Consider the following 15,600-nt stretch of genomic DNA (forward strand, 5'->3'; position numbering starts at 1 on the left):
GATCGCGCAAGCCCGCAACCTGTCCACGGCTGCGGGCTTGTGCACGGTGGTCTGCTACCGCTTGTCGAATGCCATGTCGGAGGCCGATGCACCGCTCACAGGCTGCTAGCCGGGTCTGGCAGCGCCTGCAAACCCGGGCTTGTTTTGGCAGGCACCGTGCGCTGCAGCACCGTGCCGGTTCGGCTACCCAGGTACACACCCTGTTCGTAGGCAATAGCCCCATTGACGATGACGCAGTCGATGCCTGCAGCGGGCTGCTTGGGGTCATCAAAGGTGGCGGTATCGCGCACGGTCTGGGGGTCAAACACGCACAGGTCGGCATAGTGGCCCTCGGCCAGCACGCCGCGCTTGTCGATGCCAAAGACCTCGGCCGTCAGGCCCGTCATCTTCCAGACCGCCGTCTCCAGCGGGAACAGGCCCAGATCACGGCTGTAATGGCCCAGCACGCGGGGAAAGGTGCCCCACAGGCGCGGGTGTGGGCGCTCGTTGGAGGGAACGCCGTCCGAGCCGATCATGGTGGGGCCGAAGGCCAAGATGCGCTGCACATCGCGCTCATCCATGTTGAAGTAGATGGCGCTGGCCGGCTGCAGGCGGGCGGAGGCCTCGGCACGCGAGACCTGCCAGCGTCTGGCGATATCGCCCAGCTCCTGGCCTTGCAGCTCGGGGTGGGCGGCGCTGTCGGCAATCACGATCCTGCCACTCAAGCGCTCCTCCTGCAGGTGCAGGATGGTCGAGCTGGCATGGTAGGGGTAGCAATCGAGCGACACGCACTGGCGGCGCATGGCGGCCTCAATCTGCGGCAAGGTCTGGGCTGAATTCCCCCAGTTGGCCTGGCCCTGCAGCTTGTGGTGCGAGATGATCACGGAGGCCTGCGCGCGCTGCCCGATCTTGAAGGTCTCCGCAATGGACTGCTGGCTGTGCGCTGCTTCGTCACGCATATGGCTCACATACAGCGCGCCAAATTCGGCCAGCGGCTGGGCCAGCTTGCACAGCTCCTGCGTGCTGGCTGCGGCAGCGGGCGGGTAGTAGGTGCCCGATGACAAGCCCACCGCCCCGGCCGCCAGCGCCTCGCGCAGCAAGGCCTGCATGGCGGCCATTTCTGGCGGGTTGGCAGCCCGGTCCAGATCGGCCATGGCCCGCACCCGCAAGGTGGTATGGCCCACCAGCGGAATCACATGTATCGCGGGCGGAGATGCGCGCAGCGCTTGCAAATAGGCCTCAAAGGTCGAAAAGCGCGTGGCGGCATCGCTGAGCAAATTGAGCGGCGCGGGCATCGGCGAATCCGGGTACAGCGGCGCCACGCTGATGCCGCAGTTGCCGGTGACCACCGCCGTCACCCCTTGCGAGAGCTTGAAGCCCATCTGGGGTTGCAGCAGCAGGGCCTGGTCGTCATGCGAGTGGGCATCGATAAAACCTGGTGCAACGATCTTGCCCCTGGCATCAACCACCTTGTCGGCCTGCGCAGCGGACAAGTCGCCCAGGGCCGCAATCACCGTGCCGCGGATACCAACATCGGCCTTGAACCGGGGGCGCTTGCGGCCATCGATGACCTCGGCACCACGGATCAGCACATCAAATACCTGCGTTTGCATCTGGCCTCCTTGCATGACATCGGTTGAGGGGCAGTTGTGGCCAGGTCATTCCACCTTGGCGCCACTGGCCTTGACCACCGCACCCCAGTGCGCGCGCTCCGAATCGACGAGGGCTTTGAAATCTTCTGGCAGGCCCGCCAGCGGGGTGTAGGCCATTTTTTCGAGTTGCGTTCTGATCGCGGGCGTCTTGAGCACCTGGTTCAAGGCCGTGTTCAGATGCACCACCACATCACGCGGTGCGCCGGGCGGCAGCAGCAAGCCGCCCCAGGCATTCATCACAAAACCCTCCACACCGGCCTCTTGCATGGTCGGCAGATCGGGGTACTGGAAATAGCGCTTGGCACTGGTCACCGCCAGCGCACGCACCTTGCCAGCTTGCAGCTGCGGGGCGGCGGTGACGATGTTTTCAAAGTAATAGTGCAGGTTGCCGCCAACTAGATCGTTCAGTGCCTGGGGTGAGCCCTTGTACGGAATGTGCTGTGCAGATTTCAGCTCCATCCGAGTCTTGAACAGCTCGGCCCCCAAATGGCTGGTGGTACCAATACCGCCTGAGCCATACTGCACCAGATTGCCTGCACTTTTGACATAGGTCACCAACTCCTCGACGGTGGTGACGGGAACCTGGTTGCTCACCAGCAAAAAGCTGCTGGTGGTAGCAATGCCGCCAACCGGCACCAGGCTGCGCGGGTCGTAGGGGAGTTTGCTGAAAAGAAACTCATTGGTCGTCAACGTGGCATTGTTGCCGTAGCCCAGGGTGTAACCATCGGGCGCCGCGCTGACCAGCGCCTGCATGCCTATGTTGCCACCCGCACCGCCTCTGTTTTCAATCACCACCGGCTGGCCCAGCTGCAGCGACAGCGCATTGCCGATCAGGCGCGTGAGCACGTCGGGGCTGCTGCCAGCCACGCTGGGCACAATGATCTTGATGGGTTTTTCAGGGTAGGCCGCGTGCGCGGTGCAAGCCAGCAGCGGCCATCAGCAAACGGCGTGAAAACAGAGCAGCAGCCATGGAGTTTCTCCCGAAGATTGGAGTACTGGTAAAGGGACCGGCTGGTATGCAGCCAATGCCCCTCTGCCCTCCTCCTGTTGAACCTAAGATCCTGCACGGCATAGCGTCCAAGACAGATTCATTCTGTTCTGAGTCTTTCCAAAAATCTGCTGAATTAACAACAACCTACCAAAGCAACATGTGCAAAAAGCAGGAGAGGGCAACAGAAGGCCGCAGAGCCAAGCACAGAGCGTCCATAAAAAAGCCCGTCGGCTTTCATGCCAACGGGCTCGGGTGCTATGGCTTGGCTAGCGCTTACTTGGCTTTATCAAATGCTTCAGTCAGCCTATCAACGGCTTGCTCGATCTGCGCCACATCGGGCGCTGCAAATGACAGACGCATCGAATGCAGATTGGCATGGTCGGCATAGAAAGCCTTGCCCGGCACAAAGATCACGTTGGCGGCGACGGCGGCATCAAACAGCTTTTGCGGATCGATGCGGGTGTCGAAGGTCATCCAGACAAACATGCCGCCCGCGGGCTGCACAAACTGCACCAGATCGCCCAGGCGCGCTTTCAGCCCCTGGGTGAGGGCCTGCATGCGGCGCTGGTACTCCGCGCAGGCCTTGGCCACCGCTTGTGGATAGCGGCCGGACTGCAGATAGCTGGCAGCCACGGCCTGCGCCAGGGGCGAGGTGCAGAGGTCATTGGTCTGCTTGGCCACGGTGCAGCGGCGCAGCACCGCCGGGTCGGCCACCATCCAGCCCACCCGCAGGCCGGGGGCCACGGTTTTGGACAGGCTCGACAGGTAGACCACCGGGTTCTCGCTGCCCGCCACTTGCTGCTGGGCCGCGGCATAGACGGGTGCGGGGCGGGCATCGGTAAAGGCCAGCTCGCCATAGGGATCGTCCTCAACCACCACAAAGCCATACTGCAGCGCCAGCTGCACCAAGCGCTCGCGGCGCTCTTGTACCAGCAAGGTGCCGCAGGGGTTGGAGAAGTTGGGCACCGTGTAGAGCAGCTTGGGGCGCTCGGCCACGGGCAGCGCGGCCAGCAGGGCCGCCAGCGCCTCCACATCCAGGCCATCGCCATCCACCGGTGTGCTCAATATCTTGGCGCCCGCCTGGCGCAGCGCCGCAATGGTGGCGGGGTAAGCGGGGGTTTCCACACAGACGGCATCACCGGGCTGGATCAGCACGCGCAGCAGCAGGTCAAATCCCTGTTGCGATCCAGTCGTCACCAGCACATCGGCAGCGCTGCAGCGGATGCCGCGCTCTTGGCACTGGGCGGCCAGCTGCTCGCGCAGCGCGGGTGAGCCTTCGGTGGCGCCGTATTGCAGCGCGGTGGCGCCCGTGGTCATGGCCTGCGCAGCGGCGGCGGCCAGGCCTTCTTGGTCAAACAGGCTGGGCGACGGGTAACCGCCGGCCAGCGAGATCATGCCAGGGCGGCTGAGGTAGGGAAACAGCTCGCGGATGGGCGAGCCTTGCGGGTTGGCAAATGCGGGCGTGAATTGAAAAAAGGACATGGCCTTGTCTCGCTGTTTTGTCTCTGGTTGTTGTTATTGGCCATGCCTGCCAAGGCAAACACAGCCGGTGCTTAGTTTTTGGCAGTGCCCAAATCCACCGTGCCGCACAAATGCTGCGGATCGAGCCGGTCGCGCCAGCCATCGGCCCATTGCTGCAGCAGCGGCGGCGTAAAGCGCTGGTAGTAGGCCAGGTTGTGGGGGCCCACGCCGTGCTCGGCGCTGTAGCTGCCGCCAAAGTCCTGCACCACCATGCCGTAGATGGCATCGCGCAGGCGCTGCACCACAGCCGGGTCGTAAGGCTCGGTAGCATCCTTGCGCCAGATGACGTTGAAGTGCACGCCGCCATCGGCGATATGGCCAAAGTCCACCACCGTGAGGAAGGGGTAGTCGCGCGCGACCAGCTCACGGCCTTTGCGGCAGAATTCCATGATGCGCGAACGCGGCACCGACACATCAAACGCAATCGGCTTGCCCAGCGCACGCGCGCCTTCGCTGATGCTATGGCGCAGGTGCCACAGCTCGGTGGCATTGCCCAAAGCGGCATTGACGATGGTCGACTCGAACTGGTCCTCCAAAAAGCTGTTGAGCGCTTCCTGCAAATCCAGCTGGCTGTACTTGGCAGCGGCATTGGCCTCCAGCTCGACCAGGATGGCGAACTCGGGCGCGTCGTCCGGCGCAAAGGGGTTGCGCAGGTTGGGCACATGGTCGATGGCCGCCTGCATGGCGTTGCCCGAGATGCCCTCAAACGCGGCCAGCCAATCGCCCAGGTCGCGCTCAAAAGCCTGCAGCAGCTCCATCACCGCCTCGTCCGAGGCGGGCACCACCAGCGCGGTGGCGCGCTGCGTCGGGCGGGCATGCACCTGGATGGTGGCCCGGGTCACGATGGCGCCGGAGCCACCGACAAACAGCTGCTTCCAGTCCACGCCGGTATTGTTCTTGCGCAGCGCACGGCCCAGCTCCAGCACTTCGCCGGGTGGGTCCATCAGCACCACTTGCAGGGCCATCAGGTTGGAGCGCACATCGCCATAGCGGATCAGGCGGGTGCCGCCGGTGTTGGTGGCCACCATGCCGCCGATCGAGGGGTTGGCCCCCAAGTCGATGGGGAACCACAGGCCATGGGGTTCGAGCTTGTCGTTGAGCTCCTGCAGGGTGACCCCCGCATCCACCACCACGCTGCGGTTGGCCACATCCACCTCGCAGTGGCTGCGCAGGCGCGATAGGCTCAGCACCAGCTGGGTGCCGCTCATGTCGGGCGTGCTGGCACCCACCATGCCGGTATTGGCGCCTTGCGGCAGCAACGCAATACCGCGTGCTGCGCACAGCCGCACCACGGCTTGCACCTGTGCCACATCGGCGGGGCGCACCACCAGGCGCGCACGGCCCTGGCCGTAGCGCGCGCCTTCTTCGTAGGCGGCCATATCGCTGCCTTGCAGCACGCCGACTTCGCCCACAATGGCGTGCAGCGCGCTCAGCAGCTCGGTGTTGTCCATGTCAGAGGCGGCCATCGCTCAGGCCACGCTTTCTGCCACAGCGGCTTGCGCCAGGGCCTGGCGCACCGCTTGCAAGGATGCATCCTGCATGGCCTGGTACAGCGCAATCTCGTCATGCACCGGGGCGCCAAGATCAGCCTCGAAAGCCTGCTGCGCCTGGTTGGCCTCGTAGTGTTTTTGCTCTTCGCCGCCCAGGTTGGACTGGAAGATGCCCGCTGCGCTCACCGGCAGAAAATCCTCGTACACGATAGGCTCGGCACGCACCACACCGTCGGCAATCAGGGTCTCGATATCGGCCGAGGCATCGCCCACCGGCTGCTGCAGCACATAGCGGTAGAAGGCCAGGCCTTGCTGGCGCATGGCGTCATGGCTGTCGGGGAAGGCCGCGAACGACGATTCCAGGCGGTCCTGGTAGTTGGCGCTGGCGCTGCCGGCATTGCCCATGCTGCGCACCTTGGCCAACAGGCTGTCATACAGCGCGCGGCCCTTGCGGGTGAGGGCCACGCCGCGCTGCTCGATCTCGCCAAAACGGGCGGTGTGCGTGCCCTGGTCATCGCTACCGGGGAACAGCACGCGCTCTTGCAGCGCCTTGAAGCTGGTCTGGCGCAGCAGGATGGGGCAGGCGCGGCGGGGTGGGCCTTCCACAACGTCTTTGGCATCCATGCCATGGGCCGGCATGCCGGCCTGGGCCACGTCGATGTCCAAAGTGCGCGGTGTCAGGTGGTTGATGTGCGGGCCCTTGAAGCAGACCACATCGGCGATCAGGCGGTGGGCCTTGTGCAGCTTGTCATAGGTGGCGGCATCCACGGTGGCCTCGCTGTGCCAGCGGAAGGTCTCCAGCGCCTCACGCACAAATTCGTCGGCCTGCGCATCGCTCAGGCCACCGGCGGCTTCGCACTGGGCAATCAAGGCCAGTGCGCGTTCGCTAAAGATCTGGCGGCGGGCCAGAATGGCAGCGGCTTCTTCGCGCACCGCCGCATCGGCAATCAGCTCCAGGCGCAGCAGCGAGGTGAACACCCGGAACGGGTTGCGGTTGAGCGAGCTGCCCAAGACCGGGCGGAACGCGGTGGAGTGCACCGGCACACCGGCCACCGACAGGTCGTAGTAGCCCACGGCCTCCATGCCCATCACGGCAAACAGGCGGCGCAAGGTGGCCAGCTCTTCTTTGGTGCCCACGCGGATGGCGCCATGGCGCTCCACATCCAGGCGCTCCAGCTCATCGGCCTGCTCCATTGCACGTTCCAGCGCGGGCTGGGTCTTCAATACCTCGCCATTGACCTGGGCCACCAGCGCCATCAGGCTGCCGTACTGCGGCACTTCATCGCGGTACATATCGGACATGGCGCGGGAGAAGCGCGAACGGACTTCATCGGGGTGCACAAAGTGGGTCATCGGGGGTACCAGATCAAGAGCTAATAAAACGAGAAAACCAGGCCTTGGTGGGCCGCCAAAAAGCGGCTCGGCACCAAGACAACACTGCGCGTCATGCTAGGCAGAGGCTTGTTCCAGGTCAAACGACAATAGCGCGGCAAATTATTCCAATTACGCACAACATGGGAGGGGGCTGCCGGGGCGGCTTGCAGGCACCAGCGCCCAGGCATAAAAAAACCCAGCCGAGGCTGGGTGGTGGTGGGTGCAAGCGCGGCGCTTACTGGTCGGCGTAGGCTTCCAGTGGCTTGTCGTTGGGCTCTTGCAGCAGCTTCTTCAGTGCATCGCTCATCGGCAGGTTCAGCGCCTGGCCCTTAGGCGGGATGGGTTGCATGAACCACTTGTCATAGACCTTGGCCAGCTCGCCCGACTTCATCATCTTGGCTAAGCTGTCGTCCACGGCCTTCTTGAAGGCCGGGTCGTCCTTGCGGAACAGCAGCGCAATCGGCTCCGATCCCAGCGCTTCACCGACAATCTTGAAGCCGGCTGGGTTGGCCGAGTTGGCAATCACGCCCGCGAGCAGGTTGTCGTCGAGCACAAAGGCATCGGCGCGGCCCGATTCCAGCAGCATGAAGCTTTCGAAATGGTCCTTGCCCAGGGTGGTGGGCAGGTTGATGCTGTTGTCCTTGGCAAACTTGCGCAGCAGCTGCACGGCGGTGGTGCCCGCCGAGGCGGCCACGTTCTTGCCATCGAGCTGCTTGACGCTGGTGATGTTGGAATCAGCACGCACCGCTGCGCGCACCTGGCTCACATAGGTGGTCACCGCAAAGGCGACTTGCTTTTGGCGGCTGAGGTTGTTGGTGGTGGGGCCGCAGCCGATGTCCACGGTGCCGTTTTGCACCAGGGGCATGGTGTTCTGGGCCGTCAGCGCCATGTATTCGATCTTGGCCTTGGGCGCGATTTCCTTGAGCACGCGCTCGCACAGCTCGACGTGGTAGCCGCCAAAGCTCTGGTTGGAGCCAATCGCATAGGCCATGGGGGCCGAGCTCTCACGCACGCCCACCACCACCTTGCCGCTGCTGTTGATCTTGTCAAAGGTGCTTTGCGCGAACGCCGCGCCGCCTGCGGCAAAAGCCACCGCCGCAGCAACCATCTTGATGCTGAATTTCATTGTGTACTCCTTGGAATGAACGAACTGGTATCCCGGCACTGCTGCCTGGATCCCTCACCAGCTTTGCGATTGCGCTGGTTGTAGTGCGCTGCGCACGCGCGCTTTAGAACTAAATGGACACGCCGGTTTTGCGCCAGCGCATCCAACCTCCGAGTATTCCAGAGAGTCGCGCCAATCCCTAGCGCGTATTCCGAAGCATGTGTTGCTGTTTTGGAAACACCATGCTGCGCTGCCGTATCCGGCAGCGCCAGGGGGACAAGGCTTAAGGTGCCAGCCGGCTGACCAACGCAACGGTCGAAGGATCCACGCCCTGCCAATCGCCCTGGTCCCGGCGTGCAAACAGGTCCTTGGCCAACTGCTTGCCCAGCTCCACGCCCCACTGGTCAAAGCTGTTGATGCCCCAGAGCGCACCACTGACAAAGACGCGGTGTTCATACAAGGCAATCAGCGCGCCCAACGATGTGGGGGTGAGCTTGTCCATCAGCAAGAATGTGCTGGGCCGGTTGCCTGGGCAGAACTTGGGGCCCTGCTCTTCGGTACGGCCCACCAGCAGGGCCTGCGCCTGGGCAATGGCGTTGATCACCAGGTTGTTCTGGTGGCTGGCCAGGTTCTTGCCGCCCTCGCGCGCGGCGATGAACTCCACCGGGATAACATCACGGCCCTGGTGGATCATCTGGAAAAAGGCATGCTGGCCGTTGGTGCCCGGCTCGCCCCAGACGACGGGAGAGGTTGCATAAGGCAGCGGCTGGTTGTCTACATCCCGGCCCTTGCCGTTGCTCTCCATCTCCAGCTGCTGCAAATACGCGGACAGGCGGCGCAGGCCATGGCTGTACGGCGCCACACAGCGCGTGGCAAAGCCCTGAAAGTTGCGGTACCAAATATCGAGCAGGCCCAGGCGCACCGGCAGGTTCTGCGCCAGCGGTGCCATCTTGAAGTGCACATCCATGTCATGCGCGCCCTGCAGCAGCGCACGAAACGATTCAGCCCCCACCGCAATCGCAATCGGCAAGCCGATCACCGACCACAGCGAGTAGCGGCCACCGACCCAGTCCCAAAAGCCCAAAGTGGTGTCAATACCAAAAGCGGCTGCCGCCTCGGTATTGGTGGTCAGCGCCCAGAAGTGCTTGGAGATCGACAGCGCAGCGCTGCGGTCCTCGCTGCCGCCATGGGCGATGAACCAGTCGCGCGCCGAATGGGCGTTGACCATGGTCTCCAAGGTGGTGAAGGACTTGGACGCGACCAGGAACAAGGTGCTCTCGGGCCGGGTCTGCGCCAGCACATGGCCCAGCTCATGGCCGTCCACGTTCGAGACAAAATGGAAGCGCTTGCCGGCAATGCGCCAGTCCTCCAGCGCGTTGACCACCATGGCCGGGCCCAGGTCCGAGCCGCCAATGCCGATGTTGACAATGTCGGTGATCTGCGGGTTGGCGCGCACCTGCTCGGCCAAGGCCAGCATCTGTGCCAGGCTGTCATGTACATCGGCCAGCGCCGCGTGCACCTCGGCGGGGCTGCCCGGTAGCCAGTTTTCCAGGCCCTGGGCGGGCTGGCGCAGCAGCCAGTGCATGGCGGCGCGGCCTTCGGAGGCATTGACCTGCGCACCGGCAAACATGGCATCGCGTGCCTGCTCCAGGCCACACTCATGCGCCAGCTGCAGCAGCAACTGCTGGCTGTGGCGGTCGATCAGGTTCTTGGACAGGTCGGCAAACAGATGGGGCGCTTGCTGGCTGAACTGGTCCAGCCGCGCTGCGTCTGCGGCAAACGCAGCGCGCAGATCGAGGCTGCGGCCCTCATCGTCGTAGTGCTGCTGAAGCTGTTGCCATGCAGGGGTTTGGTCGCAGCGTTTGCGCTGTGTCGCACATTCTCGGTTCATACGGGGCAGTGTAAAGCGCTGCGCGGTGCTGCCAGACCAGGCTGGCAGCCACCCGATCAGGCAGATTGCAACAACTTGTCGAGCTTGATGGCATCGGCCACAAAGGCGCGGATGCCCTCGGCCAGCTTCTCGGTGGCCATGGCGTCTTCGTTCAGTGCAAAGCGAAAGCCCGCCTCGTCGTACTGCACGCGCTCCAGCGACAAAGCCTTGGCGGCCTCGGCGTTCAAGGCCGGCTGCAGCGGTGCATCGGCAGCCGCCAGCTGGGCCAGCAGCTCGGGCGAGATGGTGAGCAAATCGCAGCCCGCCAGCGCGGTGACCTGGCCGATATTGCGAAAGCTCGCGCCCATCACCTCGGTAGTGATGCCGAAATGCTTGTAGTAATCAAAGATGGCTTTGACCGATTGCACACCGGGATCATTGGCACCGGCCATCGCGGCCTCGTTCCAATTGCTGCCGGCCTGCTTTTTGTACCAGTCATAGATACGGCCCACAAAGGGCGAGATCAGCTGCACCTTGGCTTGGCCGCAGGCAATAGCCTGGCACTGGGCAAACAGCAAGGTCAGGTTGGTGTGGATGCCTTGCGCTTCCAGCGCCTTGGCGGCCTGGATGCCTTCCCAGGTGGAGGCAATCTTGATCAGCACGCGGTCGATGTGCACGCCTTCGGCCTCGTAGAGCGCAATGATGCGCTGGGCACGGGCGACTGTCGCATCGGTGTCGAAGGACAGACGGGCATCGACCTCGGTCGACACACGGCCCGGGATGATGGACAGGATCTCGGCGCCAAAGCGCACCAGCAGGCGGTCCATCACCTCGTCGAGCGGTTTGCCTCGGAATTTTTGCACCGTCTCGGTCAGCAGCGGCGCATAGTCGGCCTTCTGCACCGCTTTGAGAATCAAGGACGGGTTGGTCGTGGCGTCTTGCGGCTGGAACTGCGCCAGCTGGTGAAAGTCACCGGTATCTGCCACCACCGTGGTCAGCGCTTTGAGTGCATCGAGTTGGTTCATGGTCTGCTCTTGGTCAAGGTCCGATTTGCCGCGCTTGTCTCCCATGGCCTGCTGCGGCAAACACGAGGGCCGCCCAAGCTTAACCGAACTTATGCCCGGTTTGAGGCTGGCTACATTCTACGGCTTCTCCTCGACCATGAAACTGAGTTACATTAATCCCTGCCTTGATGTTCAGGAAGTTTCATGCGTTTTGATCTGGTTTTATTTGGTGGCACCGGCGATCTGGCCTGGCGCAAATTGCTGCCCGCGCTGTTTCAATCTTTCCGCCATGGCAGCTTGCCTGCGGGCGGGCGCATCATCGGCGTAGGCCGGGGTGAGATGACGGATGACGAGTACCGCGCGCTGATTGCCCAGCGGCTGGCCGAGGTCGAGGCCGACAAGCGGCCCAGCGATGCGGAGTTCGCCCGCTTTGCCCAGCATCTGCACTATCTGCGCATGGACCTGTCGCAACCGACCGACTACACCGCATTGCGCGCGCTGCTGCAGGCGCGCAATGCAGATACGGTGGTGATGTACCTGGCCACGGCCCCCTCGCTGTTTACCACCGTCTGCGAGCAGCTGGGCGCTGCCGGCCTGGCCACCGAGCGCACCCGGGTGGTGCTGGAAAAACCACTGGGCCATGACCTGCCCTCGAACCGCGCCATCAACGCCGCCGTGCGCGAGGTGTTTTCCGAGACCCAGATCTTCCGCATTGACCACTACCTGGGCAAGCCCTCGGTACAAAACCTGTTGGCCTTGCGCTTTGGCAATGCCATCTTCGAGCCGCTGTGGCGGCGCGAGAACATCGCCAGCATCGAGATCACCATGGCCGAGCAGCTGGGCGTGGAAAAGCGTGGCGAGTTCTACGAAAGCACCGGCGCGCTGCGCGACATGGTGCAAAACCATGCCTTGCAACTGCTATGCGCCATTGGCATGGAGCCGCCCATCAGCGCCGACGCCGATGCCATCCGCAATGAAAAGCTCAAGGTGCTGCAGTCGCTCAAGCGCTGGACACCCGAGACGGTGAACCGCGACGTGGTGCGCGGCCAATACGCCGCCGGCCAGATTGGCGGCAAGCCGGTGCCGGGTTACCGCCAGGAAGACGGCGTCTCCCCCAGCAGCCAGACCGAAACCTTTGTCGCGCTGCGCACCGAGATCAGCAACTGGCGCTGGGCGGGCGTGCCGTTCTTCATCCGCACCGGCAAGCGCCTGGCGGGGCGTGAGGCCTCGATCGTCGTGCATTTCCGCCAGGTTCCGCATGCCATCTACCGCACCCCGCTGGGCGCTGCCAACCGCCTGGTGATCCACCTGCAGCCCAAGGATGGCCTGACGTTGCACTTGATGGCTGCGGCCCAAAGCCAGGCCGATACCGGTGGCGTGCAGACCTTGTCCCCGGCTGCCTTGGACCTGGACTTTGACCAGCGCTTTGGCAGCGAGCGCGTGGGCGCCTACGAGCGCCTGCTGCTCGATGTGATCGCCGGGCGCCTGAACCTGTTTGTGCGCGCCGATGAGCAGGAAGCGGCCTGGCAATGGGTCGAGCCGATTCTGGACACCTGGCAGCAGGCCAATGCCCGGGGCGAAGCCCCCCGGCCTTATGTGGCAGGGCATTGGGGCCCGGGCGCTGCCAGCGCCCTGGTGGCCCGCGATGGCCACAGCTGGATGGAAGAGTTTTGAGCACCGCTGCCACCCACCAGGGATTCCCATGCTAGACCGCATCACCGCCTCTCTCCCCTCTCTTGCGCCGGCCGAGCAGCGCGTGGCCCGCCTGGTGCTGGCCGATCCGCGCGCCTTTGCCTCGCGCCCGGTGCGCGAGCTGGCCGAGCTGGCCCATGTCAGCAAGCCCACGGTGGTGCGCTTTTGCCGCAGCATGGGCTATGACGGCCTGGCCGATTTCAAGCTCAAGCTGGCGGGCAGCGTCAGCGAAGGCGTTCCCTTTATCCACCGCAGTGTGGATGCCGATGACAAGACCGGCGACGTCATGGTTAAGGTGGTGGACAACTCGGTGGCTGCCTTTTTGGCCTACCGCAATGCCGCCAGCACCACGGCGCTGGAGGCGGCATCGAGCGCCATCGTGGCCACCTGGCAGGCGGGCAAGCGCATCGAGTTCTATGGCGTGGGCAACTCTGGCATCGTGGCGCAGGACGGGCAGCACAAGTTCTTTCGCCTGGGCGTCACCAGCCTGGCGACCAGCGACGGCCATATGCAGGTGATGAGCGCCACCATGCTGGGCGCGGGCGACTGCGCCATCGTCATCTCCAACTCCGGCCGCACGCGCGACCTGATGGACGCCACCGACATTGCCAAGCGCAATGGCGCCACCACCATTGCCATCACTGCCAGCGGCTCGCCGCTGGCACGCGCAGCCAATATCCACCTGGCCGCTGACCACCCCGAGGGCTACGACCGCTACAGCCCCATGGTCTCGCGCCTGCTGCATCTGTTGATTCTGGATGTGCTGGCCACGACCGTGGCCTTGCGCATCGGCGAGCCGCTGCAACCGGTGCTGCAGCAGATGAAGGACAACCTGCACGCCAAGCGCTACACCTGACGGCGTATCCGCCTGGACAGAACGAAAAACGGGGCAGCCAAGGCTGCCCCGTTGTCATGCTGCGTTTGCGTTAGTGTTTAACGCACATCCACAAAGCTCTTGGTGCTGTACAGCTCGGTGGACAGGCGCTTGAGCAGTGGCAGACCGGTGCTGGCATCCTTGGGCTGCGATTCGATGTAGTTGAAGAACACATCGGCATCGAGCACACCGATATCCAGGCGGCGCGCTGCCGGCACCGATGCCAAGGTCTTGTAGCCGTCGCCGCCATTGGCGTTGAAGCTCAGCACAAACAGGCGGTAGGTCTTGGCCTGGTCCAATGCAGCCCACTGGCCACTGGTGGCATCACGCACTTCAATGCCCGATATGCGGCTGCCAAACGCCTGCTTGGCATTCACATCAAAGCGCATGCCACCGGTGTAAGGGTAAGGGCCGGTGGAGCCGCCTGCGCCGTACACGGCTTCCAGGCCGTCTTCGAGCATGCCCTTGACCTCGGCACCCGTCACATCCAGGCGGTACAGCATGTTGCCAAACGGCAGCACCTGGATGGCATTGGCAGCAGTCACTTCACCGTTCAGCGCAATGCGCACGCCACCACCGCTTTGCAGCGAGATGTCGGCACCGCCATATTGCCGGTTGGCCACTTCCAGATAGGACTGGGCCACCAGCTGCTGGATATCGCCACCGCGCAGGCTGACGCTGCCTTCGGTGTTGCAGGCTGCGCTGGAGCGGCTGTAGTCGGTGCTGCCCACGCCGCCGGGCACCCGGCGCGAGCACAGCTCTTGCGGCGCCACCGCGACCTTGGTCACGTTGAAGCTGGCCACCTTGTCGCTGAAAGGCTTGAGCACCGCCTGGGCCTGGGCCGAAGGCGCTGTCATGCGCAAAAAGCCCGCGGCGTTGACGCTGCTGATGATGGAGGCGCGCTGGGCTTCGGTGGCGGCGGTGCCGGCGATCTTGAAGTCATCGCCAATCAGCACATGGGGCGTGCCCTCGCACTGGCTGACGGCGCCGTCCTTGTCGAACTTCACTTTGAGCTCGCCCACGACTTGCGAGTACTCCCAGGCCTGCACGATGCAGACGGGCTTGCCATCGAGGTCGGTGGTATTGGTCGGGTAGGCGCCGCCTGGCGTGCCCACGCCCAAAGTCTTCATCGCATCCGGGCCCAGCAAGGTGTGCGAGTCACCGCCAACGATCACGTCGACACCGCGCAGCTTTTTCGCGATGCTGCGGTCGTTGTCGTAGCCAATGTGGCTGAGCAGCACAATGCGCTTGACGCCTTGGGCCTGCAGCTTGTCGATTTCGCGCTGGGCGGCCACGGCTTCTTCTTCAAACAAAGTGTCCTTGTCCGGGCTGGACGAGGCCTTGGTCTTTTGCGCAATGGTCAGGCCCACGATACCGATCTTGTGGCCGCCACGCTCCACCACGGTGGAAGGGGAAACCAGGTTGGCCGATTTCATCGCCGAGCTGGCACCAAACTGCACATTGGCGCTCAGCACCGGGGTCTTGCAGCTGCCATTTTTCAGGCGATCAAGGATTCCCTTGAGGCCGCTGTCGCCCTTGTCGAACTCGTGGTTGCCCAGGGTGTAGGCATCAAAGCAGACCGTGTTGAGCATGGCCATGTCGGCCTCGCCGTCGGCCCCTGCGCGGTTGAAGTACAGGGTGCCGGTCACCGCATCACCGGCGTGCAGCTTGAGCACATTGGCCGACTGGGCAGCCATCGCTTCAATGGCGGCGGTCACCCGGGGGAATCCTGCAGCATCCACCGTCACTGCAGTGGTCTTGCCATCCAGCGGCAACTGCAGGGTGGCCGTCTTGCTCGCCAAGGTGGAGTGGTGGTCATTGATGTGCAGGATCGTCAGCACATCGTCTTTTTCGCTGTCGCTGGAGCCCCCGCCGCCGCAAGCCGCCAACACGGCAGCCGCCACGCCGCACACGGCCCACACCATCACCCGACGCGATCCCTCTCGCACTGACACTGCAACCATTCTTCTCTCCGTTTTGACAAAGGACTCTATGGTTTGTCTGCTTGATGACGTAGATGTGACTTTCTGTAATAGCAAAGGGGCTTG

11 protein-coding genes are annotated in these 15,600 nt (G+C 63.7%); 2 read left to right on the forward strand and 9 right to left on the reverse strand.

Going from position 1 to position 15,600, the window contains the following annotated elements; all coding sequences use genetic code 11:
• Nucleotides 1–95: 95 nt before the first annotated feature.
• From M2375_RS09380 to tal, 8 genes are all read right to left on the reverse strand, one after another.
• Complete coding sequence (locus M2375_RS09380) at nt 96–1,592, reverse strand: amidohydrolase family protein (RefSeq protein WP_259165428.1); 1,497 nt, start codon at nt 1,590–1,592, stop codon at nt 96–98.
• A 45-nt stretch (nt 1,593–1,637) separates the two neighbouring features.
• Entirely contained in the window at nt 1,638–2,498 is an 861-nt protein-coding gene (locus M2375_RS09385) for a tripartite tricarboxylate transporter substrate binding protein (protein WP_259165431.1), read from the reverse strand.
• Nucleotides 2,499–2,895: 397 nt separating this feature from the next.
• The gene (locus M2375_RS09390; RefSeq protein WP_259165433.1) at nt 2,896–4,104 is read right to left on the reverse strand and encodes a PLP-dependent aminotransferase family protein; all 1,209 of its coding nucleotides are present in this window, start codon (nt 4,102–4,104) and stop codon (nt 2,896–2,898) included.
• Nucleotides 4,105–4,175: 71 nt separating this feature from the next.
• On the reverse strand, nt 4,176–5,609 hold the full coding sequence (locus M2375_RS09395) for an FAD-binding oxidoreductase (RefSeq protein WP_259165436.1): 1,434 nt from the start codon (nt 5,607–5,609) through the stop codon (nt 4,176–4,178).
• A gap of 3 nt (nt 5,610–5,612) precedes the next feature.
• Nucleotides 5,613–6,986, reverse strand: coding sequence for a VOC family protein (locus tag M2375_RS09400; RefSeq protein ID WP_259165439.1), 1,374 nt, complete (start codon nt 6,984–6,986; stop codon nt 5,613–5,615).
• 256 nt (nt 6,987–7,242) lie between these two features.
• On the reverse strand, nt 7,243–8,133 hold the full coding sequence (locus M2375_RS09405; RefSeq protein WP_259165441.1) for a transporter substrate-binding domain-containing protein: 891 nt from the start codon (nt 8,131–8,133) through the stop codon (nt 7,243–7,245).
• Nucleotides 8,134–8,395: 262 nt separating this feature from the next.
• Nucleotides 8,396–10,003 (reverse strand): glucose-6-phosphate isomerase, encoded by a 1,608-nt coding sequence (gene pgi / locus M2375_RS09410; protein WP_259165447.1) that lies wholly within the window; start codon nt 10,001–10,003, stop codon nt 8,396–8,398.
• 56 nt (nt 10,004–10,059) lie between these two features.
• Nucleotides 10,060–11,007, reverse strand: coding sequence for a transaldolase (gene tal / locus M2375_RS09415; RefSeq protein ID WP_259165451.1), 948 nt, complete (start codon nt 11,005–11,007; stop codon nt 10,060–10,062).
• Nucleotides 11,008–11,190: 183 nt separating this feature from the next.
• Between tal and zwf the strand changes: the two genes are divergently transcribed.
• A complete protein-coding gene (gene zwf / locus M2375_RS09420) occupies nt 11,191–12,660 on the forward strand; it encodes a glucose-6-phosphate dehydrogenase (protein ID WP_259165453.1) in 1,470 nt (489 codons plus the stop codon).
• 28 nt (nt 12,661–12,688) lie between these two features.
• Nucleotides 12,689–13,534: a MurR/RpiR family transcriptional regulator gene (locus tag M2375_RS09425; protein ID WP_259165454.1), complete on the forward strand. Its 846-nt coding sequence runs from the start codon at nt 12,689–12,691 to the stop codon at nt 13,532–13,534.
• A gap of 77 nt (nt 13,535–13,611) precedes the next feature.
• On the opposite strand, the gene M2375_RS09430 is transcribed toward M2375_RS09425, so the two are convergent.
• Complete coding sequence (locus M2375_RS09430) at nt 13,612–15,516, reverse strand: bifunctional metallophosphatase/5'-nucleotidase (RefSeq protein ID WP_404979297.1); 1,905 nt, start codon at nt 15,514–15,516, stop codon at nt 13,612–13,614.
• Nucleotides 15,517–15,600 lie beyond the last annotated feature (84 nt).

It is taken from the genome of Comamonas sp. BIGb0152 (genome assembly GCF_024809975.1).
GTDB lineage: Bacteria > Pseudomonadota > Gammaproteobacteria > Burkholderiales > Burkholderiaceae_C > Comamonas.

Excerpts from the sequence above, each read along its gene's own strand:
- tal (WP_259165451.1), bottom strand. The coding sequence starts at position 11,007 with ATGAACCAACTCGATGCACTCAAAGCGCTGACCACGGTGGTGGCAGAT.
- M2375_RS09390 (WP_259165433.1), bottom strand. The coding sequence starts at position 4,104 with ATGTCCTTTTTTCAATTCACGCCCGCATTTGCCAACCCGCAAGGCTCG.
- M2375_RS09430 (WP_404979297.1), bottom strand. The coding sequence starts at position 15,516 with ATGGTTGCAGTGTCAGTGCGAGAGGGATCGCGTCGGGTGATGGTGTGG.
- M2375_RS09380 (WP_259165428.1), bottom strand. The coding sequence starts at position 1,592 with ATGCAAACGCAGGTATTTGATGTGCTGATCCGTGGTGCCGAGGTCATC.
- zwf (WP_259165453.1), top strand. The coding sequence starts at position 11,191 with ATGCGTTTTGATCTGGTTTTATTTGGTGGCACCGGCGATCTGGCCTGG.
- M2375_RS09425 (WP_259165454.1), top strand. The coding sequence starts at position 12,689 with ATGCTAGACCGCATCACCGCCTCTCTCCCCTCTCTTGCGCCGGCCGAG.
- M2375_RS09405 (WP_259165441.1), bottom strand. The coding sequence starts at position 8,133 with ATGAAATTCAGCATCAAGATGGTTGCTGCGGCGGTGGCTTTTGCCGCA.
- pgi (WP_259165447.1), bottom strand. The coding sequence starts at position 10,003 with ATGAACCGAGAATGTGCGACACAGCGCAAACGCTGCGACCAAACCCCT.
- M2375_RS09395 (WP_259165436.1), bottom strand. The coding sequence starts at position 5,609 with ATGGCCGCCTCTGACATGGACAACACCGAGCTGCTGAGCGCGCTGCAC.
- M2375_RS09400 (WP_259165439.1), bottom strand. The coding sequence starts at position 6,986 with ATGACCCACTTTGTGCACCCCGATGAAGTCCGTTCGCGCTTCTCCCGC.